This is a genomic window from Mucilaginibacter galii (assembly GCF_014635825.1).
Lineage (GTDB): Bacteria > Bacteroidota > Bacteroidia > Sphingobacteriales > Sphingobacteriaceae > Mucilaginibacter > Mucilaginibacter galii.
Genome location: NZ_BMDO01000008.1, coordinates 47,969 through 71,718 on the forward strand (window position 1 = coordinate 47,969; position 23,750 = coordinate 71,718).

At 45.5% G+C, this 23,750-nt stretch carries 11 protein-coding genes; all 11 read left to right on the forward strand.

Annotated elements, in window-relative coordinates; all coding sequences use genetic code 11:
* Nucleotides 1-151: 151 nt before the first annotated feature.
* Nucleotides 152-1,696, forward strand: a complete 1,545-nt coding sequence (locus tag IEV61_RS14380) for an MGH1-like glycoside hydrolase domain-containing protein (RefSeq protein ID WP_188417734.1) — start codon at nucleotides 152-154, stop codon at nucleotides 1,694-1,696.
* Nucleotides 1,697-1,895: 199 nt separating this feature from the next.
* Complete coding sequence (locus IEV61_RS14385) at nucleotides 1,896-4,679, forward strand: alpha-d-galacturonidase (RefSeq protein ID WP_188417735.1); 2,784 nt, start codon at nucleotides 1,896-1,898, stop codon at nucleotides 4,677-4,679.
* Nucleotides 4,680-5,175: 496 nt separating this feature from the next.
* Nucleotides 5,176-8,073, forward strand: a complete 2,898-nt coding sequence (locus IEV61_RS14390; RefSeq protein ID WP_188417736.1) for a glycoside hydrolase family 95 protein — start codon at nucleotides 5,176-5,178, stop codon at nucleotides 8,071-8,073.
* 8 nt (nucleotides 8,074-8,081) lie between these two features.
* The gene (locus IEV61_RS14395) at nucleotides 8,082-11,723 is read left to right on the forward strand and encodes a malectin domain-containing carbohydrate-binding protein (protein ID WP_229747148.1); all 3,642 of its coding nucleotides are present in this window, start codon (nucleotides 8,082-8,084) and stop codon (nucleotides 11,721-11,723) included.
* 18 nt (nucleotides 11,724-11,741) lie between these two features.
* On the forward strand, nucleotides 11,742-14,543 hold the full coding sequence (locus IEV61_RS14400) for a family 78 glycoside hydrolase catalytic domain (protein ID WP_188417737.1): 2,802 nt from the start codon (nucleotides 11,742-11,744) through the stop codon (nucleotides 14,541-14,543).
* Between the two features lie 71 nt (nucleotides 14,544-14,614).
* The gene (locus tag IEV61_RS14405) at nucleotides 14,615-15,772 is read left to right on the forward strand and encodes a glycoside hydrolase family protein (RefSeq protein ID WP_188417738.1); all 1,158 of its coding nucleotides are present in this window, start codon (nucleotides 14,615-14,617) and stop codon (nucleotides 15,770-15,772) included.
* Between the two features lie 21 nt (nucleotides 15,773-15,793).
* Nucleotides 15,794-18,199, forward strand: a complete 2,406-nt coding sequence (locus IEV61_RS14410; RefSeq protein ID WP_188417739.1) for a glycoside hydrolase family 2 TIM barrel-domain containing protein — start codon at nucleotides 15,794-15,796, stop codon at nucleotides 18,197-18,199.
* Nucleotides 18,200-18,346: 147 nt separating this feature from the next.
* Nucleotides 18,347-19,930 (forward strand): sodium:solute symporter family protein, encoded by a 1,584-nt coding sequence (locus IEV61_RS14415; RefSeq protein ID WP_188417740.1) that lies wholly within the window; start codon nucleotides 18,347-18,349, stop codon nucleotides 19,928-19,930.
* A 24-nt stretch (nucleotides 19,931-19,954) separates the two neighbouring features.
* Entirely contained in the window at nucleotides 19,955-20,905 is a 951-nt protein-coding gene (locus IEV61_RS14420) for a dihydrodipicolinate synthase family protein (RefSeq protein WP_188417741.1), read from the forward strand.
* A gap of 507 nt (nucleotides 20,906-21,412) precedes the next feature.
* Nucleotides 21,413-23,047, forward strand: a complete 1,635-nt coding sequence (locus tag IEV61_RS14425; RefSeq protein WP_188417742.1) for a fucose isomerase — start codon at nucleotides 21,413-21,415, stop codon at nucleotides 23,045-23,047.
* Between the two features lie 9 nt (nucleotides 23,048-23,056).
* Nucleotides 23,057-23,746, forward strand: coding sequence for a DUF3826 domain-containing protein (locus IEV61_RS14430; protein ID WP_188417743.1), 690 nt, complete (start codon nucleotides 23,057-23,059; stop codon nucleotides 23,744-23,746).
* Nucleotides 23,747-23,750: the final 4 nt, after the last annotated feature.

Consider the following 23,750-nt stretch of genomic DNA (forward strand, 5'->3'; position numbering starts at 1 on the left):
AATGACTAACGTTAAAGGGCGCTGAACCTACCAACCGGAGATTGCCACGCTATCGCTCGCAATGACATGATGGAGACAGCGCAGTATGCGTCCGCAGAGATTGCTTCGCTATCGCTCGCAATGACGTTTTGCTAATATATAAACCAAGATAATGAAGAAGACATTCATCTGCCTCGTACTAACCCTAACTATCGCTATCAGCCAGGCGCAAACCAAGCCCATGCTGAGCACTGATAAGTTAAAGTTTTACGTAAACTCTTTTAATAAAATTGATACCGAAACGGTGAAGAACTACGTCACCAATGATCAGGCTTTCGACTGGTTGTCTAAAAACGTTCCGCTGTTTGAGTGCCCCGATACCACCATCGAAAAAATTTACTATTACCGCTGGTGGACGTTTCGCAAGCACCTCAAGCAAACACCCGATGGCTTTGTGTTCACCGAATTTATTACGCAAATGAACCACGGCGGTAAATACAACACCATCAGCAGCGCGCTTGGGCATCACATTTATGAGGGCCGTTGGTTACGCAATCCGCAATACATCAACGATTATATTAATTTCTGGCTCTTAATAGATCCCAAAACGCCTAAGCCGCATTTACATAATTTTAGCAGCTGGATGCAGGATGCGGTGTATAATTATTACCTCGTTAACCAAAATAAAGGCTTTGTTAAAAACCTCGTACCCGCGCTGGATGCAGATTACCGCCTTTGGGAAACAGAAAAGCAGTTCCCCAACCAAATGTTTTGGCAATTTGATGTGAAGGATGCCATGGAAGAATCTATAAGCGGAGGGCGCAAGGATAAAAACATTCGTCCAACCATTAACAGTTACATGTATGGAAATGCGGTTGCCTTATCGAAAATGGCAGCATTATTTGGTAACGATACTTTGCAGCGTAGATATTCAGCTAAAGCCAAACAGCTAAAGCAATTGGTGCAAGACAGCCTTTGGGATGAAAAGGCCACCTTTTTCAAAGTAAAGCAAACAGCTAAAAATCAACTGGCCGATGCCCGCGAAGAATTGGGTTACATACCCTGGTACTTTAACTTGCCCGATGACAAAGCCAAATATGCAGAACAATGGGAACAATTAACCGATACCACCGGCTTTAAAGCGCCTTGGGGAATTACCACAGCCGAACGCCGTCACCCGTTGTTTCGCACACATGGCTCGGGGCATGGCTGCGAGTGGGATGGAGCTGTATGGCCTTTTGCCACCACGCAAACGCTGAAAGGCTTAGCTAACCTGCTCACCGGGTACAAGAATAAAGATGGCATGTCGGCCCAGGTGTTTTATGATGAATTGCACAAATACGCCGCATCGCACCAAAAACGTGGCCTACCTTACCTGGGCGAGTACCAGGATGAAAAAAACGGCTATTGGTTAAAAGGTGACAATCCGCGTAGCAGTTATTACAACCACTCGGGCTTTGCCGATTTAGTGATTAACGACCTTGTAGGCCTCAAACCTCGTAGTGATAATAAACTGGAACTTTATCCGCTCATCCCTGAAAACCAGTGGGATTGGTTTTGTTTAGACCAGGTTTTATATCACGGCAAACTATTAACCATACGCTGGGATAAAACCGGTAACAAGTACAAACAGGGTAAAGGGCTACAAATTTTTGCAGATGGTAAAGCGATAGCAAACAGCAAAGAGTTAAAACATATTGTGGTTAAAATGCCGTAAAGTGTATCCGTTTATGGTAAAATGCTATAACACCATGAAAAAATATTATACATTTTTTTCAAGCCGTAAACATAGATTTGGAGCTGTAAACCAATATAAACATTTAATCTGTTGTTAAGCTGTAACTGATGCTGTGGCGCAAGCTATCAAGCAATAAGTTTGTATACAACTCTGTTAAATTGTTATTTAAAGAACAAATATGGCCCAGTTGCGAATACGCTTTTTCATCCAATGCTTTTGTTTATTACTGCTTAGTGTATTTAAAGTTCAGGCTAATTCGGCACCGGTAAAAACTTTTACCATAGTAATATCTGCGTCAGCTCATCCCCGTATTGGGTATGGTGCGGTGCAAATCACAAAAGCGCTTACTTCAAAAGGGTATCAGGTTAAACTGTCACATCAAATGTCACCAACGGCGGCATCGCCTGTTATTTTAATTGGCCTGTTGCAAGATGCCTTGGTTAAAAATGCCATTAATAAGTATCAGGTCAAACCATCGGGCCAGCCGGGTAAAGAAGGCTTTATTATCAATTCGGCTAAAAATAATGTCATTATAGCCGGTACCGATAATTCCGGCGCCCTTTACGGCGCTATGGAGCTCGCCGAACGTATCAGCACGCAAGGTAAATTGCCCGAAAACCTGAATATAACCGATAAGCCCGAAATGGTAATGCGTGGCGCTTGTGTGGGAGTTCAAAAACCGGCGCTGCTTCCCGGTCGCGGTACTTACGAGTACCCTTATACCCCGCAAAATTTTCCCTGGTTTTATGATAAGGCACTATGGCTGCGCTATCTCGATTCGCTGGCATCCAATCGTATGAATGCTTTGTATTTGTGGAACGGCCATCCTTTTGCTTCGCTGGTGAGGGTAAAAGAGTATCCTTATGCGGTTGAGGTTGATGAGGCCACGTTTAAAAAGAACGAAGAGATTTTTAAGTTCCTGACCGATGAGGCCGACAGGCGGGGCATTTGGGTTATACAAATGTTTTACAACATCATTGTATCTAAACCTTTTGCTGAAAAAAACAACTTAAAAACACAGGACCGTAACCGTCTCATCGTTCCCATCATTGCGGATTATACCCGCAAATCTATCGCAGCTTTTGTTCAAAAGTACCCACATGTTGGCTTAATGGTTGCCTTGGGCGAGGCCATGGAAGGTGTAGGGCAGGATGATATTGACTGGTTCACCAAAACCATTATTCCGGGGGTAAAAGATGGGCTGAAAGCTTTGGGTAAAACCGAAGAACCACCCATTGTATTGCGTGCACATGATACCGATGCGCCTGCCGTAATGAAGGCCGCGCTACCACTGTACAAAAACCTGTATACCGAAGCCAAGTTTAACGGCGAAGCATTAACAACTTATACCCCACACGGTGCCTGGGCCGATCTGCATCGTACCCTCAGCCGTATAGGTACCGTACAAATAGAGAACGTACACATTTTGGCCAATTTGGAACCTTTCCGTTATGGGTCGGCCGATTTTATACAGAAATCGGTACTGGCTATGCACAACGTTTATGAAGCCAATGGCTTGCACCTGTATCCGCAGGCTTCTTACTGGGACTGGCCATACAGCGCCGATAAAGCCGATACCCGTTTGCTACAGTTAGACCGCGACTGGATCTGGTACAAAGAATGGTCGCGTTACGCCTGGAATTGTCACCGCGACCGCAATGAGGAAGTTAAGTATTGGGGTAATCAACTGGCAGCCATGTACGGCTGTACGCAGGCGCAGGGCGAACAAATACTGAAAGCCTATGAAGAATCGGGCGAAATTTCGCCACAGATCTTGCGCCGTGTAGGGATAACCGATGGTAACCGCCAAACCATGACCCTGGGTATGCTGATGGCACAGTTTACCAATCCCGAAAAGTTTGGCCTGTTCAGTTTGCTATATGAGTCGGAAGCACCTGAAGGCGAGATACTAAGCCAGTACGCCGAAAAAGAATGGAAGCACCAGCCGCATGTAGGTGAAACCCCTGTCGATGTAATGAACAACATTATAAGCTTCGGCAAAAAAGCCGTAACCGCTATTGATGCGGCGGCACCGGGTATCACCAAAAACAAGGCAGAATTTAACCGGTTGAAAAACGATATGTACTGCTACAATGCCATGGCAAACAGCTATGCTGCAAAGATCAAGGCGGCGGTATCTATCATCCGTTATAAGTACACCGACGATATTGCCGACCTGGAAAAGGCCGTGCCCGACATGGAACGCAGTATAGATTATTACCGCGAACTGGTTAAACTAACTAAAGACAGCTACCTTTACGCCAACAGCATGCAAACACGCCAGCGTAAAATACCGGTGCCAGGCACCGATGGTACCATGAAAACCTGGGCCGAACTGCTGCCGGTGTACGAAAAGGAACTGGCGAACTTTAAGAAGAACATAGACTCGCTAAAATCGCCCGATGCGAAAGCTAAAAAGGCCAAACAACAAGCATTAACTAATGCCCAGGTAAACATAGCAGCAGGTTATGCTGGGAGTTATACCATAGTTGAAAATGCACGTCCATTTGCCGATACCGCTGCAACCATTAGTGGTTTTGCCAAAGAGCTGCAAGGCTTAAAGGCAGTGCAATTAGACCGTGCCATGCAAATTAAGCAAGGCACCGCTATTACTTTTACCAATGCACAGCCGTTGAAAGTTTTAGTAGGCTACTTTAACAAAGGCGGCTTTATAAACCCTGATACCTGGCATTACGCCTTAGCTCCACAACTGGAAATTGACGCCAGCGCCAATGATTTTGGCCAGGCTGATGTAAAGCTTTCAAACGGTATATTGATCCCCGGTCAGCCATCAGTAAACATACACACCTACAGCTTCAAAGCTGGAACAAACACATTGACCTTGCCTAAAGGCATTGCATTAGTGCTTGGCTTCATACCCGAAAGTGAACCCATTCCGGTATACGATGCCGGCTTGAGCATGACGGGGAACATAAAAGATTTAAGGTGGCTGTTTAATTGAGAAGAGATGCGCTGGTTGAGGGAAAAGCCGGAGCGGGGGAAGGAAGTATTGGGTGGAAAGAAAGCTGTGCTGTCAGTCTGAACTTGTCGAAGACTTAGCAAGGCGTACAAGTCTTGGACAAGCTCGGACTAACAGCACATAAAAAATACTATCACGTTGTTACATGGAACGAAGCAATGCCTGTGCCGACAAGTAGAGAAAAGAAAAGCCGGAGCGAAGAGAGTAAGACCGAAGGAAGAAAGAAGTTGAAAACCTGATGCTATTGGCATATTACAGGAAAAGCATTAGCTTTAATACACCGTTTTCAAGCGGCATCAGAACTGTTGCGGGCAGCACAAAGCAAGTAACAGCACAAATTTAAGTAGCAACAGAACGTAGCCGCAAGTTTTCTTTTTGGTGCTTTTTCTTTTGTATAAAAGAAAAAGTACATCCACAGGTAGTGGTGCAAGTACTTAACCAATCCTAACCGGGAACAGAACCAACGTTAAAGCAGAGAATGAAAAATCGATACACAAGACAATCAATTATAGCATACCTAACATGCTTAATAATATTCACCTGCACCAACCTCTTTGCCCAAAACAAACTCTGGTACAACAAACCTTCCCAAAAATGGACAGACGCCTTACCCATTGGTAACGGTCGCATAGGGGGTATGATCTACGGCGGCATTGATACCGAACGACTGCAATTTAACGAACAAACCCTGTGGACCGGCGCACCCCGTGAATACCAGCGGGAGGGCGCCTATAAATACCTTCAGCCCATCCGCCAGCTCATTTTTGACGGCAAACAAAAAGAAGCCGAAGCCCTGGCCGAAGCACACTTCATGGGTCGCAAAAGCAATGAAGATACCTACGAAACTCAAAAGGCCGCCTGGTATAAAACGGTGAGCAGCGTTAAAGCACCTGCGGCAGCTAATTTTAACGATGGAAAGTGGAAAAGCATAACACTACCCACTGAAAAGGGCTGGGAAATTGTACCCGGCTTTGAAGGCATGGATGGTGCCGTTTGGTTTCGCACCACGTTTACCTTGCCTGCCAACTGGGCGGGTAAAAATGTGGTATTAAGCCTGGGCCGTATCCGCGACAGGGATTTTACCTTTGTGAATGGTCAGCAGGTTGGGGCTGTGGATGGACAAGACTACCGTCGATACGCCGTACCCGCCAAACTGCTTCACACAGGCAAAAACCAAATAGCCATACAGGTTATCAATTACAATGATAAGGGTGGTTTAACCAGCAACCCGCATCAGTTGGCTGTTTACCCAGAAGGTTATGAACCGGTAGATATTAAAGGCGGGATTATAAGTAAAGACATAAATGATGTTGCCGTTAACTCAAATACTGGTGAAATTGTAAAAGTTGTAAAGCTAAATGGCGCTTGGAAATACTGGATTCAAAACGATAACCCACCACAATTCCCCCGGTACAATGCCGATTACCAGCCTTTTGCCGATCTGTACCTGCAGTTTGCCAAACAAGGTACAGTTAGCAATTACAGCCGCGATCTGGATATCAGCAACGCCACTGGTCATGTTAGCTATAGCGCTTCGGGTGTAAAATATACCCGCGAGTATTTAGCCAGTAACCCCGACCAGGTGATGGCCGTACACTTAACGGCTGATAAGCCGGGGAAGATAACTTTCAACGCTTCATTAAAAACCTTACATCAATCAGTCATTACTAAAAGAATTGATGCACACACTTTGGCTTTGTACTTTAATGTTCGCGGCGGAGCTTTGCGTGGAGTGAGTTATCTGTATGCAGATGCAAAGAGGGGCAAACTAACGGTAACCAATCAGGGCATCAGCATTACCGGTGCCGATGTAGCTACGCTTTATTTGACCGCGGCTACCAACTTTAAAACTTATAAAGATGTATCGGGCAACCCGGAGGCATTGTGTCAAAAGGCTATAAAAGGCATCCGAACTAAAACTTATGCGGCTGTAAGATCGGCGCACATAGCCGATTACCAAAAGTATTACAACAAGTTTGCCATCAATTTGGGGAAAGGTAAAAATGCTGAGTTACCTACGGATGAGCGCATCTTGAAATTTAATAATACTGATGACCCATCGCTCGTAAGCCTGTTTATGCAATACAGCCGCTACCTGCTAATTTCCACATCGAGGCCGGGCAGCGGTGCAGCAAATTTACAGGGCCTGTGGAACGATTCACTTACTCCGCCATGGGGCAGTAAATTCACCACCAACATTAATTTGGAGATGAATTACTGGCCGGCCGAAATGCTCAATCTGTCAACTTGCACGCAGCCGCTGTTCAACATGGTAGAAGATTTGGTACAAACCGGAAAGCAAACCGCCAAAGCACATTACAACATGCCTGGCTGGGTGCTGCACCACAATACCGATCTCTGGCGTGGCACTGCGCCGGTTAACGCCGCTGATCATGGCATTTGGGTAACCGGCGCTGCGTGGCTGAGCGAAAGTTTGTGGGAACATTACCAGTTTACGCAGGATAAAGCTTTTTTACAAGCGCGTGCTTACCCAACAATGAAAAGTGCCGCTGAATTTTTCGTCAACTTTTTGGTGAAAGATCCTAAAACCGGCTACCTCATTAGCGCGCCTTCTAATTCGCCCGAGCATGGCGGCTTGGTGGCCGGGCCAACCATGGATCATCAGATTATTCGTGAGCTGTTTAAAAATACCGTGGCAGCCGCCCAAATTTTAGGAACTGATGCCGACTTCAGCAAGATATTACAGGAAAAATATAGCCAGATAGCACCTAACACCATTGGCAAATATGGCCAGCTACAGGAGTGGACGGTTGATAAAGACGATACCACGGACAAACACCGCCACGTATCGCACATGTGGGGTGTACATCCGGGCACCGATATTACCCCGGCTGATACCGAATTAATGAAAGCAGCCAAAAAATCGATGTACTATCGTGGCGACGAAGGCACAGGCTGGAGTTTGGCTTGGAAAATTAACATCTGGGCACGTATGCGCGATGGAAACCATGCTTATAAAATGCTCACCATGCTGCTTTCACCTGCCGATGCGGTGCCTAACCACGAAAAGGGTGGTATCTACCATAACATGTTTGACGCTCACCCGCCGTTCCAGATCGACGGTAACTTTGGCGGCGCGGCCGGCATTGGCGAAATGCTGCTGCAAAGTCAATTTGGGAGTTTAGAATTACTGCCCGCCCTGCCTTCGGCGTTACCTACTGGAGAGGTGAAAGGCATCCGGGCACGCGGTGGTTTTGTGCTAAACATGAGCTGGAAAAATGGTGCCTTGCAACAGGTAGAAATTACCTCAGATGCAGGTAAGCCTTGTACTGTAAAGTACCAGGGAAAAGAGATAAAGTTCGATACACAAAAGGGCGGCACTTACAAGCTCAATAGCGAACTAAAGAAGATATAAGATAAAGAATGGTTTTTTCTAAAAGCAGCAAGATTAGCACTAACTTAAGTTTCCCAGCTGGAGAGGGGGTAGCAGGGTCCGTGTATTTTGCACAGGCCGGGGTTAGGGGTTTGTTCCTACTGATGCTGCTTTTTGCCTTTTCTATCACCAAGTTAGCTGCACAAACCACCACAAGGCATGAAGTTTTGCTCAACAGCGGCTGGCAAATCGTTGCCGATGATAATAATTCGCAAGCTTATAACGGTTTCGAGCAATCAAATTATCCAACCAAAAACTGGAAATCTGTTACGGTACCTCATAACTGGGATCAATACGAAGGCTATCGCCGTTTAAAGCATGGTAACCGTCATGGTTATGCCTGGTACCGCAAAAATTTTACGGCAAGGCAATTAAAGGCTGGGCAGCGTTACTTTTTATGGTTTGAAGGGGTAAGCTCTTATGCCACTGTTTGGCTTAATGGTAAACAAGTGGGCAAACATGCTGGCGGGCGTACTTCGTTTACTTTAGACGTTACCGATGCCATTAAATTGAACCAGCCTAACTTGTTAGCCGTAAGGGCCGACCATCCGGCTAGTATTCAAAACCTGCCCTGGGTATGCGGCGGTTGCTCTGATGAAGTTGGCTTTTCAGAGGGCTCACAGCCTATGGGTATTTTCCGGCCTGTGCACCTCATTGCCACTAACCCGGTACGGATTCAGCCGTTCGGCGTATACATCTGGAATGATAGTACGGTAACCGAGAAATCGGCCACGTTAAACCTCGAAACGGAGGTGAAAAATTATAGTACAACAACAAGCCAGGTAACGGTGGTCAGCAAACTGACTGATGCACAGGGAAATACAGTATCTGCAGTGAAAGGGCAGGTTACTTTACAAGCAGGTGCACAAATCACTGTAAAACAACAATTTGCAAAGCTTAAAAACGCGCAGCTATGGTCGCCGTCAAAGCCTTACCTGTACACCTTACATACGCAAATCATCCAAAATGGTAAACTCACAGACGAGGTAGTTACACCTTACGGCATCCGCTGGATCAAGTGGGGGATGGGTATTAATGGTGACGGCCGGTTTTATGTAAATGGTAAGCCGGTTTTTATTAACGGTATGGGCGAGTACGAGCACCTTATGGGTAAAAGTCATGCCTTTAGCAGCGAGGAAATTAAGGCACGGGTTATGCAATTGCGTGCCGCCGGTTTCAATGCGTTTCGCGATGCGCATCAACCTCATAACCTCGAATATCAGCAGTACTGGGATAAATTGGGCCTGTTATGGTGGCCGCAATTTTCGGCGCATATATGGTATGATACGCCAGAGTTTAAGGCAAATTATAAGGCTTTATTGGTCGACTGGATCAAAGAGCGAAGAAATAGTCCCTCGGTTACGCTTTGGGGATTGGAGAACGAAAGCAAGCTGCCCGAAGCCTTTGCCCGCGAGTGTACCGAACTCATCCGAAGCCTTGATCATACCGCTTCATCGCAACGCAAAGTAACCACTTGTAACGGGGGTAAGGGTACCGATTGGGATGTACCCCAAAATTGGACCGGTACCTATGGCGGTAACCCGCTAACTTATGGCGAAGACCTGAAGAAACAAATATTGGTAGGAGAATACGGTGCCTGGCGCAGCCTCGAATTGCATACCGAAGGTCCGTTTCAGGCCAACGGACCAGTAAGCGAAGATCGCATGGCGCAACTTATGGAAACTAAAGTGCGCCTGGCCGATTCGGTTAAAGACCAGGTAGCCGGGCAATACCACTGGCTGCTCTACTCGCACGAAAACCCCGGCCGCATACAAGGTGGTGAAGGTTTACGGGAGTTGGACAGGGTAGGTCCCATTAATTACAAAGGCTTATTCACCCCCTGGGGACAACCGCTGGATGTGTATTACATGTTCAGGTCTAATTACGCACCCAAGGAAACCGACCCTATGGTTTACATCGTGTCGCACACCTGGCCCAACCGCTGGCTGAAACCTGGTAAGAAGGATAGCATCACGGTTTATTCTAACTGTGATGAAGTGGAGCTGTTTAACGGAGAGCGAACCGTTTCGTTGGGTAAGCATAAGCGCCGGGGCGGTATAGGTACCCACTTTCAATGGGATGGCGTCAACATCCAATACAATCAGTTATATGCAGTTGGCTATGTAAACGGCAAAGCAGTAGTGCATGATGAAGTTATGCTAAACCATTTGAGATCGGTCGCGGGGAAGGACGTCGCGAGGAATAATGTTGCGAAGAGCGACGTTGTAAACCCCGTACCCCGCACCTCGCACTCCGCAACCAAAACCCCTGCACCTCACTACCTTTACCGCATTAATTGCGGCGGCCCGGATTATAAAGATCACAACGGCAACTTTTGGTTAGCCGACAGGCATTTATTCGATGCTAAAATATGGGGTTCTAAATCCTGGACGGATGATTTTAAAGGGATGCCGGCATTTTTCGCAAGTCAGCAACGTACATTTGATGAAATAAAGGGAACCGCCGACGCTGCGCTGTTCCAAACTTTCCGCTATGGAATGGATAAACTGAAGTATGAGTTCCCCGTTCCCGACGGGCAATATCAAATAGAACTGTATTTTACCGAACCATGGTACGGTATAGGTGGTGGCAATTGCGAAGGCTGGCGCTTGTTTGATGTTGCGGTGAATGGCAAAACGGTTATTAAAAATTTAGACATTTGGAAAGAGGCAGGTACAAACACTGCTTATAAAAGAACGGCGACTGCACAGGTTACTGGCGGCAAATTGGTGATTTCATTTCCTAACGTTGCGGCAGGGGAGGCTATCATTTCGGCCATTGCTATCAGCACAACCAATCCAAAAGCAGTTGCTGCACGGGCATCAAAAGACATCATTCAAAACTTACAGGCACCACAGGGATGGTCGGCCAAAACCTGGCTGGACCTTGGCGATGAGGCGTACGCCAATGCTGCGGACAAAATAATCAGCCAGTTACCATCGCCCTTATTTGGTGCTGAATGGATCCAAACCGCACCTGCAACAGCACCAGCACAGTTTACATCTGGCGATAATGGCAGTTTATATGTTGGTATGGATGCAACCGCCGATAAACGTCCGCAATGGTTAAAAGATTATGAAGTGACCGGCTTAACGTTGCATATTAACGATCAGGCTTTACCGCTTTATCGTAAGTTATTCAAAAAAGACGAAAAAGTGATTTTGGGTGAGAACGTAGGCAACATGATGTACACCGTAGCGGTGCTGCCTGCCGTAACTTTAGAACCCGCCACCGACTTGCGCAAAACCATAACTTACCGTGCCGATAACGCCGAAATAAAAGGCAGCGGTGCGGTAGCCGATACATTGAGCGATCGTAAGGTGATTCGTTTTACGCAGCCATCGGGCAGTAGTGTGGCCCTGGCTATTACACCGGGCGTGGCCAATCTGTATGCTTTACGTATCAAATATTACAACTTTACCGGTAAACCATTAACTGCTAAAATGCAATTGGTAGCGGCCGATGGTACGGTAATGAAAGAAGAGGCATTAACCTTTAAAACGGTGGTCAAAGGTAAATCGGGCACCTTGGCCACCACAACAGGTACCAGTATAAACGCCGGTAATTATAAAGTAGTAATCACTGCTTTGGATGCGCAGGACCTAAATATTTCGGGCATCGAAATGCAATAATCATTAAGGAATTATATCATGAAAATATTTTGCTTTTTATGTTTGCTTATACCCATCCATGTTTTAGCACAGGGGCTTGGCGTTAGCAATTTGCAATGCGAGTACAAGGCCAATGCACAGGGTGTTGACGTAGCTGCACCCAAATTAAGCTGGCAACTGCAAAGCAGTGGTTACAATATTATGCAAACGGCTTACAGGGTTTTAGTGGCCGATAGTCGGGACGCATTAAGTAAAAACCAGGGCAACCTGTGGGATTCAAAAAAAATTAATTCATCTGCCTCTATACAGGTATTGTACCAGGGCAAGCCGCTGCAAGCTGCAAAAACTTATTACTGGAAGGTAATAGTGTGGGACAATCAGCAACACACCTCGGGCTGGAGTAAGCCTGCGCAATGGCAAATGGGCCTGTTAACCAAAGCTGATTGGAAAGGTGCGCAATGGATAGCCTACGACAGGCTGGAGGACAGTGCGCGTATTGCACCACACATCCATTTACGCGGCCCAAAAACCCTGGCTCCGGCCAATGATGTACTTCCGCTGCTGCGCAAAACGTTTACGATAAGCAAATCGGTAAAAAAGGCCACTATGTACATTTGTGGTTTGGGCCATTTTGAGTTGAGCATTAACGGTGTTAAAACCGGCGATCACTTTTTAGACCCTGGCTGGACCGATTATGACGACCAGGCTTTGTACGTGCCTTTTGATGTAACCAGCCATTTAAAACAAGGTAGCAATGCCATAGGAGTAATGCTGGGCAACGGTTTCTATTATATTCCGCGCGATAAACGATACCGTAAAATGACAGGCGCCTATGGCTATCCTAAAATGATTTGTCGCTTAGTTACAGAGTATACCGATGGTACCACAGAGAGCGTAATAAGCGATCAAAGCTGGAAAACCACGGCCGGGCCAACTACCTACAGCAGCATATACGGTGGTGAAGATTATAATGCCAATCTGGAGCAACCCGGCTGGAACAAGCCCGGCTTTAATGATGCCGGTTGGAAGAAAGTGTTGATCGTTATCGGGTCGCCCCGGCTTGATGCACAAATAGCCGAGCCTTTGAAAGTATTTGAGCAGTTTGCTCCAAAAAGCGTAAAAACGCTTGGCGCAGGTGTAACCGGCCAATATAGTAAACCTAAAGACAGCACTCAGAAGCAGCAGCAAGTGAAGAACAGGGTGCTGTATGATTTTGGTCAGAATTTATCGGGCATTGTACAAATCACCGTAAAGGGGCATAAAGGCGACACGGTTCGTATTTACCCGGCCGAACTATTGGCCAACGAAGGCACCATCAATCAAAAAGGTTCGGGCGGTCCGCATTATTATGACTACGTGCTCAAAGGCGGCGGAGCCGAAACGTGGCAACCGCGCTTTACCTACTACGGTTTCAGGTATGCGCAGGTAGAAAATGCAGTGGCACAAAACGAAAGTAATCCTCGAAATTTGCCTGTAATTACGGCTATCAAAAGCCTGCACACACACAACGCGGCACCCCAAATTGGTAGTTTCAGTTGCTCTAACGAACTATTTAACAAAACTTATACGCTAATTGACTGGGCCATGCGCAGCAATATGGCCAGTGTGTTTACCGATTGTCCGCACCGCGAAAAACTGGGCTGGCTCGAAGAAGCGCATTTGGTTGGCAGTTCTATCCGTTACGCTTACGATATTGCCAACCTGAGTCGTAAGTGCATTAACGATATGCGTTATTCGCAAACCCCCGAAGGACTGGTGCCTGAAATTGCACCCGAATTTACCAATTTCGGCGGCATCTTTCGCGATTCGCCCGAGTGGGGAAGTAACGCTGTGATCTTGCCATGGTACGTTTACCAGTGGTATGGCGATAAAAAAGTATTGGCCGATAGTTACCCCGTGATGCAAAAGTACCTCGATTATTTAGCAAGCAAGGCAGATAACCATATTCTTACCCAGGGTTTGGGCGATTGGTATGACATTGGCCCTGCGGATCCGGGATTATCGCAGAACACCACTAAGGGAGTTACGGCAACGGCTATCTATCACTACAACTTACAGATCATGAGCAAAATAGCGCGCCTGTTAGGGAAAAATGCTGATGCCGCGGGTTTTGATAAACTTGCTGCTGCGGTAAAAAAATCTTTCAATGCCACGTTCTACAATGCTCAAACGCACCAATATGCTACTGGCAGCCAAACATCCAACGCTATGGCCGTGTACTGTGGTTTGGTAGATGCCCGCGACAAAGATGCGGTGATCGCCAATATTGTGAAAGATATACGCAACCGCAACAACAGCTTAACCGCTGGTGATATTGGCTACCGCTACCTGCTCAGGGTGCTCGACGATGCCGGCCGCTCAGATGTAATATTCGATATGAACTTCCGTGATGATGTGCCTGGCTATGGTTACCAACTGGCCAAAGGTGCCACCGCGTTAACAGAATCGTGGCAGGCGCTGGCGGGTGTATCTAACAACCACTTTATGTTAGGTCACATTACCGAGTGGTTTTATAGCGGGTTGGCAGGCATACGCCCGTCAGGTGATGCAGTTGCCTTTAAACAAATTGAGATCCGCCCAGAGCCGGTAGGTAATGTAACATCGGCACAAGCCACTAACTTGTCGCCTTATGGTACCATCAGCACCAGGTGGGAGAAGAAGAGTAAGGCGTTTAAACTGGATGTAGAGATTCCGGCTAATACCAGTGCTCTGGTTTATTTACCGGTGGCGAAGAACGCCAAACTAAAATTAAACGGCAAACCGGTTTCCTCACACAGCTATGCCAATGGCAAGGCCTTGGTCAAAATAGGTTCAGGCATCTATCATTTTATAGCTAATTAAAAGTGTCGGCATATGCAGGAAAGGGAGACAGCCGTACCTCAATAACGATGATTGAAATTACATGAAGAAATATGAAGTTTTATAAAGATATAAGTAACAAAAATCAATTTTTAGGAGTCAACTTTTTATTGGTTTTGATGCTGCTTTTGGTCACCGGTGTAAGCGCCCAAACCGCTAAAAAAGAAGTTTCTCAAAAAGTGATGCAGCAAATTTATGAGGAAGTTAAAACACCACATAAATACGGTTTGGTGCTTACCCCGATAGAGAATAGCAAAAAGATGGATTGCCCTACGGTGTTTCGTAAAAACGGCCAATGGTACATGAGCTATATTATTTTTGATGGCCGGGGTTACGAAACCTGGCTGGCCCATAGTAGTGATCTGCTTAACTGGAAAACAACGGGCCGCATCATGTCATTTACAGACACCACCCAATGGGATAGTAACCAAAAAGCGGGCTACGTAGCCCTGCAAGACCCTAAGTGGGGCGGAACCTACCAATTACAGAAATATAATAACAAGTACTGGATGTCGTACTTCGGCGGCAATACCCAGGGTTACGAAAAGGGACTGCTATCCATCAGTATGGCCTATACACAGCAAGACCCCGGCACCGTTCACGAGTGGAAACGCTTGGGCAAACCCGTGCTCATGGCAACCGATAATAATGTGCAATGGTGGGATAACCATACTCTTTATAAAGAAACCGTGATCTGGGATAAGAAGAAATCGCTTGGTCATCCGTTTATTATGTATTATAACGCCAATGGCGATAGCGTGAACAAAAAGCGTGGTGCCGAGCGCATTGGGATGGCTTTTTCGGATGATATGATAACCTGGACACGTGCAAAAAACAACCCTGTACTTAATCACAACATAGGTATTACCGGCGATCCTTATCTTCAAAAAATTGGTGATGTTTGGGTAATGTTTTATTTTGGTGCGTTTTGGAAAGACAAAGGTGGGGCGTTCAACAGGTTTGCGTGCTCGTACGACTTGGCCAACTGGACCGAATGGAACGGTGATGATTTGATTAAGTCGTCGGAGCCCTATGATGATATGTTTGCACATAAATCGTGCGTGGTGAAGTATAAAGATGTGGTATATCATTTTTATTGTGCCGTAAATAAGGCCGATCAGCGGGGCATAGCTGTGGCAACCTCCAGGGATATGGGCAAGAGTAAGCTCAGCTTTGTAGCGCCGCCACCGCCAAAAGTAAAGAAGAGTTAAAGTATTAAGGATCTGATATTCATGAAGTTGAAGTGGTGTAGTTTATTCGTGTTGATGGTGTTGAATTTGGTCATAGCAAAGGCGCAGATCAATCCGAGGAAAGTAGAGTTATTCAACAGCGACTGGAAATTTTACATTGGCGATGATGCTAAGGCTAAAGACGAAAACTATAACGATAGCCAATGGCGCCAGCTAAGCCTGCCTCATGATTGGAGTATTGAAGGTGCTTTCAGCGAAACTAATCCGACCGGTCAGGCCGGTGGTGGTTTGCCTGCGGGTATAGGCTGGTACCGCAAAATATTCATGGTGTCGGCTACCTCACAAAGCAAAAATATTTTTATAGACTTTGATGGTGTGTACTGCAATAGTGAGGTTTGGATAAACGGGCATTACCTGGGCAAACGTCCTAATGGATATATCTCGTTTCAATACGATTTGACGCCTTTCCTGCATTACGGTGCCGAAAAAAATGTAATTGCTGTTAAGGTTGATAATTCTGCACAGCCAAATTCGCGCTGGTATACCGGTTCGGGTATTTACCGTAATGTATGGCTAAGTACAACTGCCAAATCCTACATTCCGCAGTGGGGCACATTTGTTACTACGCAGGTTAACATCAAAAATGCCATCGTGCGCATGCAAACCCTGGTGGTAGTTCATCAGGAGGGGCTGCGGGTAAAGGCGTCAGTATATGCACCCAACGGCGAACTGGTCAACTCGATAATTACCCCCATTGAAAGTGCCGATACGCTTGCTACCATTCAGCAAAATATCATTGTTGGCCAGCCAAAACTATGGTCGGTAGATAAGCCCAATCTCTACAAAGTTGTATTGCAGGTATTATTGGGTACTCAGGTTATAGATAAATACCAAAGCTTTACCGGTATCAGAACGTTTAATTTTGATAAGGACAAAGGCTTTTCTTTGAACGAAGAACCGATGAAGATCAAAGGCGTTTGTATGCACCATGATTTGGGCGCTTTAGGGGTTGCCATAAATGTAAGGGCTATGGAACGCCAGCTCCAAATTTTGAAGGCAATGGGCTGTAATGCCATCCGTACGGCACATAACCCGCCTGCTCCTGAGTTTTTAGATTTGTGCGACCGCATGGGCTTTATAGTGATGGATGAAGCCTTTGACATGTGGCGCAAAAAGAAAAACAAACAAGATTACTATCAATACTTCCCCGAATGGCATAAACGCGACCTGGAAGACCAGATCAAACGCGACCGCAACCATCCGTCGGTCATGATGTGGAGTATCGGCAACGAAATACGAGAACAGTTTGATAGTACAGGCATTATCCTTACCCGAGAGTTGGTGGGTATAGTTAAAAGCCTGGACAATACCCGGCCGGTAACTTCAGCATTAAGCGAGGCCGACCCAAAGAAAAATTTCATCTACCAGTCTGGCGCACTTGATGTGTTAGGCTTCAATTATCACCCGGAAACCTACGCCGATTTCCCAAAGAACTATCCCGGGCAAAAGTTTTTAGCATCAGAAACCGTATCCGGTTATGCCACGCGGGGCTATTACGATACACCTACAGACAGTACCCGCCATTGGCCAACAAGTTCAAAAGCTAAGTTAACACAAGGCAACCCCGAATTTGCCGTTACTGCCTATGATAATGTGGCCGCTTATTGGGGTGCCACGCACGAAGAATACTGGAAGATCATTAAAAAGTATGATTTCCTATCGGGAGAATTTGTATGGTCGGGGTTTGACTTTATTGGCGAGCCGGTTCCTTACCCTTGGCCGGCACGCAGTTCTTATTATGGCATAATTGATCTGGCAGGTTTTCCTAAAGATGTGTACTATATGTACCAAAGCGAGTGGACTACCAAACCTGTGTTACACCTGCTGCCGCATTGGAACTGGGAACCGGGTAAAACCGTAGACGTTTGGGCTTACTACAATAATGCCGACGAAGTTGAACTGTATCTTAACGGACGCTCATTAGGCATCAGGAAAAAGCAAGGTGACGACTTGCATGTATCCTGGAAAGTGCCCTACGAAGCCGGAACATTGAGAGCAACCTCTCGTCTGAATGGTAAAATTGTGCTTACCGAAGAAGTAAAAACTGCCGGTGCCCCTGCACGTATTGAACTGGTGGCCGACCGTAAACTCATTAAATCAGATGGTAATGACTTGTCGTTTGTTACCGTGCGCATTTTGGATGCCGCTGGTAACTTAGTGCCTAACGCTGATAATCTCATCAATTTTATCATTAAAGGAAAAGGCATGCTGGCAGGGATAGATAACGGGTCGCAAAATAGTATGGAATCATTTAAAGAGCCGCATAGAAAAGCGTTTCATGGCTTATGCCTGGCAATTGTACAGGCCATGCAAAGTCCGGGTGCAATTACCTTGACAGCGCAAGGCGATGGATTAAAACCGGCTACGGTAATCATCAGGGTGAGATAAACTTTATTGCTACCGGATAAGATGTTATAGTAGATAGCCAAAATGCTATATAATAGCGTGTTCGCTATCTTATAGTTTTGTTGTGAAGGGAGTAGCTATTCATTGCGCTGCCTGCCAATAAACCAAAATACATCTGATCTTGAACCAATGAAGAGCTTGCCAACGCTTGACCTTGCCGTTATTTCCATTTACTTACTGGCAATGCTATTGGTGGGCTTTTACTTTTCGCGCAAAAATAAAAGCGCCGATCAGTTTACCAAAGCATCGGGCAGTATACCCGGCTGGGCGTTAGGTATTTCTATTTACGCTACATTTTTAAGCAGCAATACCTTCCTAGGCGTTCCCGGTAAAACTTTCGGCACCAACTGGAATGCTTTTGTCTTCAGCATCTCCATGCCGTTGGCCGCTTGGATTGCTGCCAGGTATTTTGTGCCATTTTACCGTAATACCGGCGAGATTTCGGCTTATACCCACCTCGAACACCGCTTTGGTGCCTGGGCACGTACTTATGCCGTTATTTGCTTCCTGTTAACTCAACTGGCCCGCATGGGTTCCATCTTTTTCGGTATAGCGCTAAGTCTCCAGGCACTTACCGGTTTTAGTATGAAAATGATTATCATTAGTATGGGGATCTGTATCATCATTTATACCGTACTGGGCGGTATTGAAGCCGTTATATGGACCGAGGTGGTGCAAGGCATCGTAAAAACGTTTGGCGCGCTGCTCATTTTGTACATCATTATTACCAATATGCCGGGCGGTGTAAGCAAGATAGCGGAGATAGGCGGGAGGGATGGTAAATTCAGCTTAGGCAGCTACCTGCCCAATTTTAAGCAATCTACCTTTTGGGTAGTGTTGCTTTATGGCTTTTTTATCAATCTTAATAATTTTGGTATGGATCAAAACTATGTGCAGCGTTACCATACGGCCTCATCATCAAAGCAAGCGGTAAAATCTATATGGTTATGCGTATGGTTGTATGTACCTGCTTCATTGTTGTTTTGCATCATTGGCTCCGCATTATATGCTTATTACAACATCCACCCCGAATTAACCGAAGCCATCCGTCACCAGGTAGCTGTTGAGCGGTTGCCGGGTTCGGCATCGGCCATGGAAATTGCTAAAACTGCCGCAAAACTAAAACCTGAAGATTATGGCGATAAGGTAATGCCCAACTTTATGGTTACAAAAATACCGGTAGGGCTGGTAGGATTAATTGTTTCGGCCATACTTTCGGCAGCTATGAGTACCATAAGCTCGGGCATGAACGCATCGGCTACAGTTTTTTCGGAAGACATCTACAAACGATACATTAACCAACATATTACCGAAAAGCAAAACATGCGCCTGCTACATTGGGCAACTACCATTGTTGGTATAGCCGGTGTATGTGCAGGTGTTGCCATGATAGGGGTAAAGAGCGTGCTGGATGTGTGGTGGCAGCTCTCAGGTATTTTTGCCGGTGGCATGCTCGGCTTATTCCTGCTGGGCATCATCAGTAAACAAAGCCGTAACCACGAGGCGTTTATAGCTGTTGTTATTGGCCTGTTGGTTATAGTCTGGATGACGCTTTCTCCGTTGCTGCCCGAAAATTACGCCGCCTTACGCAATACGCTTCATCAAAATATGGTAATCGTAATAGGCACACTAACCATCTTTTTAACCGGGATATTTATTACTAAAATTAAAAGAGGCTTTGCACCTATTACGCCGCCTGTCTCTGAATTATAAAGAACTACCTATATATATAACTACATGACAACTGCCCCAGCTTCCGCAAAAAAAGGTTTCATACCTGTTATGCTAACGCCTTTTACCGATACTGGCAAGATTGATTTTGATGCACTAACCTCGTTGACCGAATACTATTTACAAGCCGGCGCTTCTGGGCTGTTTGCCAACTGCCTGTCGAGCGAGATGTTTGAGCTGGATAATGAAGAACGTATTGCCATCATTAACCAGGTAGTAAAAGCTACTAACGGCACTGTGCCCGTGGTAGCTACCGGAACTTTTGGTGGCCCTGTAGAAGATCAGGCCAATTTTGTAAAAGAGGTTTATGACACCGGCGTACAGGCCGTAATTGCAATTACCGGCTTGCTGGCCGGCAATGACGAGTCCAATGCCGTATTCAATCAACGGGTTGAGCAACTGCTGCAACTTACCGATAATGTACCCCTTGGTTTTTACGAATGTCCGGTGCCTTATAAAAGAGTGCTTTCTGCCCAGCAATTGCAGCAGTTTGTTTCGACCGGCAGGGTTATTTACCATAAAGACACCAGTTTGGATATAGCACAAATTAAAGCTAAAATTGAGGTTACACAACCTTTTAAAAGCTTTGGTTTGTATGACGCGTACATGGCGCATTCAGTTGAATCGTTAAAGGCAGGTTCGGCAGGGTTGTCTTGCATACAAGGCAATTACTTTCCCGAACTTATAGTTTGGTTGTGCAACAATTACAATGATGCGTCTTTGGTGAAAGAAGTAGATCTGGTACAACAGTTTTTAGTTGATCATATGGATGTTATGCACGATGTGTATCCGACATCATCGAAGTACTATTTACAAATGCGAGGAATACATATATCCACCTTTATGAGGCGCGATGTGGGTGATTTCAACCTGAAAAAAAAACAAGGTATTGATAAGCTGTACCAAAACTACGAGCGTTTACTACAACAAATTCAAATAAATCAGGTAAGCATTTAGCACTTTCTAATCAATGTCGGGTTGAATAAGTCCGCAGATACGATTTCCTCTTAGTAGTGTATAATATTACCTTTTAACGTTTTAATGCTTTTGCATGATTTAAGCAATTAAATTATTTAATCAATTACGCTTTTGCTTTAATATTATCAAATTACTAACGATGGTGAAGTGTCTGACAATTATGATGTCGAATTATAATGAGAATATCACCATGAGGGTGTACAACTTACACCAAAAGATGGCTTGCGTCATTGATAATATCCTACAATAAGTTGATAAAAAGCTGTAAAAAAACGGTGATGTGATAATTGATATTTGTGTACTAACCAGTTGGTAAAGCCATACATTTTATAAATCGATTTTTTCAAAAGCATCATAAATTACTTAAATAGGTTTTTTAGCGTGTTTGCCCCGAAAGAGTGTTTTAACTAACTCCTTGTTAGCACTTTCGGGATGCCTCAATTGATTTGTAAAATAACTAAAACACTGGTTGGTTTATATAGAACTATGTTAAATACAAGCAGTAATAAGCAAATTTTATTAGTTGCCAGCGGCGATCTCCGTTTATCGGCCAATCAAAATTGTTGGGCCGCACAACAGGAAATGGAAACCCTGCTAAATGCTGCTGTTGAAAAGCAAGGCTACACCGTTAAACGTGCACATACCTATGATGAGCAAAAACAACACGGTTTCATTGATTCCCAGAAAATGGGAATTGAGGTATTCCGCAACCTTGATCCTCATCAACCTATAATAGTGGCCGAAAGTGTTTGGCAATACACCCACCATGTTTTAGCTGGTTTAACTACTCATAAGGGCCCCATTTTAACTGTTGCAAACTGGAGCGGTACCTGGCCCGGCCTAGTTGGCATGTTAAACTTAAACGGCTCGCTAACCAAAGCCGGCGTAAAGTACAGTACCCTTTGGAGTGAAGATTTTACCGACAGCTTTTTTACCGAAAAACTTACCCAATGGCTGCAAACCGGTGCGGTTGAACATGATTTAAGCCATGTAATGGATTATGATGCTGTGAGCATCCCTGCGGCAGATGAAGAAACTGGTAAGGCATTTGGTGCAAGACTTAAACACAATAAAGCCATAATGGGTGTGTTTGATGAGGGCTGCATGGGTATGTTCAACGCGATAGTGCCCGATGATCTTTTACATGCCACGGGCATCTTTAAAGAACGTTTAAGTCAATCGTCCCTATACGCTGCCATGCAGCAAGTAACAGACAATGAAGCACAACAGGTGCTCAACTGGTTGTTGCAAAAGGGGATGAAGTTTAACTGGGGCACCAATCCAGAAACAGAACTTACCGAGGCGCAAACCCTGGAGCAATGCAAAATGTACATTGCTGCTCTGCGCATAGCCGATGAATTTGGCTGCGATACCATAGGTATACAATATCAACAAGGCTTAAAAGATTTAACCGCCGCCAGTGACCTGGTAGAGGGTTTGTTAAATAATCAAGACCGTCCGTCGGTGTATGCTGCCGACGGTAGAGAATTGTATGCAGGTGAAGCTTTACCACACTTTAATGAGGTAGATGAATGTGCAGGTATCGATGCTTTACTAACCTACCATTTATGGAAAGAACTGGGCATGCCCGGTGAAACCACGCTGCACGATCTTCGTTGGGGCGAAAACTTTAGCGGAGATGGTATTGATGATTTTGTTTGGGTATTCCTGATTTCGGGCGCAGCACCGCCGGCGCATTTTATAAACGGCTACAAAGGCGCATCGAGCGACAGGCAGCCGGCTATGTATTTCCGTATGGGAGGGGGCAGCCTGAAAGGGATCAGTAAACCCGGCCACATTGTTTGGAGCCGGATATATGTGATGAACAACGAACTGCATTGCGATTTAGGCGTAGGCGAGTCGGTGTTATTACCCGAGGCCGAAACACAACGCCGCTGGGATTTAACCACACCGCAATGGCCTATTATGAACGCTACGTTGAAAGGCGTTTCGCGTAACCAATTAATGGCACAACATAAAGCCAACCATATACAGGTAGTATACGCTACTGATGAACCCAAAGCACATCAGGCTTGCCGCATAAAGGCCGCCGCCTTGCAGGAATTAGGCATAAAAGTGCACTTCTGCGGCGATGTGAGTTTTTCTACTTCTAATAACTAAGACATAACCATGAAAAGGATAGCACATATATTATTTATTGCAGCCCTGTTTTTTAAAGTAGTGCCTGCTATAGCGCAAGACAATACCTCACCGGTAGAAAAAGAAATGGCCTACCGTAAAGTGATCTTTGAACGCTCGGCCAAAATAGTGAAAGGCTTAAACCCTACAGACTCTACCAAGGCTTTACTGGTTACCGATATTATTGCCAGGCAATACCGCGATCTGAATGATATTTATCTGCTTCGCGATAACAATAAGGCAACCATTAAAGCCGAAACCGGCGACAATAAAGAAGCCGCCGCCGCTAAACTTAAAAAACTGGATGAGGAAATAACTGCCAAAATCGATAAGCTTCATCCAAAGTATTTAAAAAGTTTGGCCAAAGCCGGTTTAACCCCAATGCAAATAGACCAGGTTAAGGATGGCATGACCTATAACGTGCTGAATGTGACCATGACAGCTTACAACAGCATGATGCCTAACCTTACCGAACCGCAAAAAGCCCAAATTCTGGCATGGTTAACCGAAGCACGCGAACATGCTATGGATGCCGAATCATCAGAGAAAAAACATGGCTGGTTTGGGAAATATAAAGGCCGCATCAATAATTACTTGTCAGCACAGGGCATTGATATGAAGAAAGAAGAGGCTGCCTGGATGGCCCGGCTTAAAGAAGAGAAAGAAGCAAAAAAGCAGTAAGTGA

Coding starts and splice junctions, on each gene's coding strand:
- IEV61_RS14380 (WP_188417734.1), top strand. CDS start 152: ATGAAGAAGACATTCATCTGCCTCGTACTAACCCTAACTATCGCTATC.
- IEV61_RS14385 (WP_188417735.1), top strand. CDS start 1,896: ATGGCCCAGTTGCGAATACGCTTTTTCATCCAATGCTTTTGTTTATTA.
- IEV61_RS14390 (WP_188417736.1), top strand. CDS start 5,176: ATGAAAAATCGATACACAAGACAATCAATTATAGCATACCTAACATGC.
- IEV61_RS14395 (WP_229747148.1), top strand. CDS start 8,082: ATGGTTTTTTCTAAAAGCAGCAAGATTAGCACTAACTTAAGTTTCCCA.
- IEV61_RS14400 (WP_188417737.1), top strand. CDS start 11,742: ATGAAAATATTTTGCTTTTTATGTTTGCTTATACCCATCCATGTTTTA.
- IEV61_RS14405 (WP_188417738.1), top strand. CDS start 14,615: ATGAAGTTTTATAAAGATATAAGTAACAAAAATCAATTTTTAGGAGTC.
- IEV61_RS14410 (WP_188417739.1), top strand. CDS start 15,794: ATGAAGTTGAAGTGGTGTAGTTTATTCGTGTTGATGGTGTTGAATTTG.
- IEV61_RS14415 (WP_188417740.1), top strand. CDS start 18,347: ATGAAGAGCTTGCCAACGCTTGACCTTGCCGTTATTTCCATTTACTTA.
- IEV61_RS14420 (WP_188417741.1), top strand. CDS start 19,955: ATGACAACTGCCCCAGCTTCCGCAAAAAAAGGTTTCATACCTGTTATG.
- IEV61_RS14425 (WP_188417742.1), top strand. CDS start 21,413: ATGTTAAATACAAGCAGTAATAAGCAAATTTTATTAGTTGCCAGCGGC.
- IEV61_RS14430 (WP_188417743.1), top strand. CDS start 23,057: ATGAAAAGGATAGCACATATATTATTTATTGCAGCCCTGTTTTTTAAA.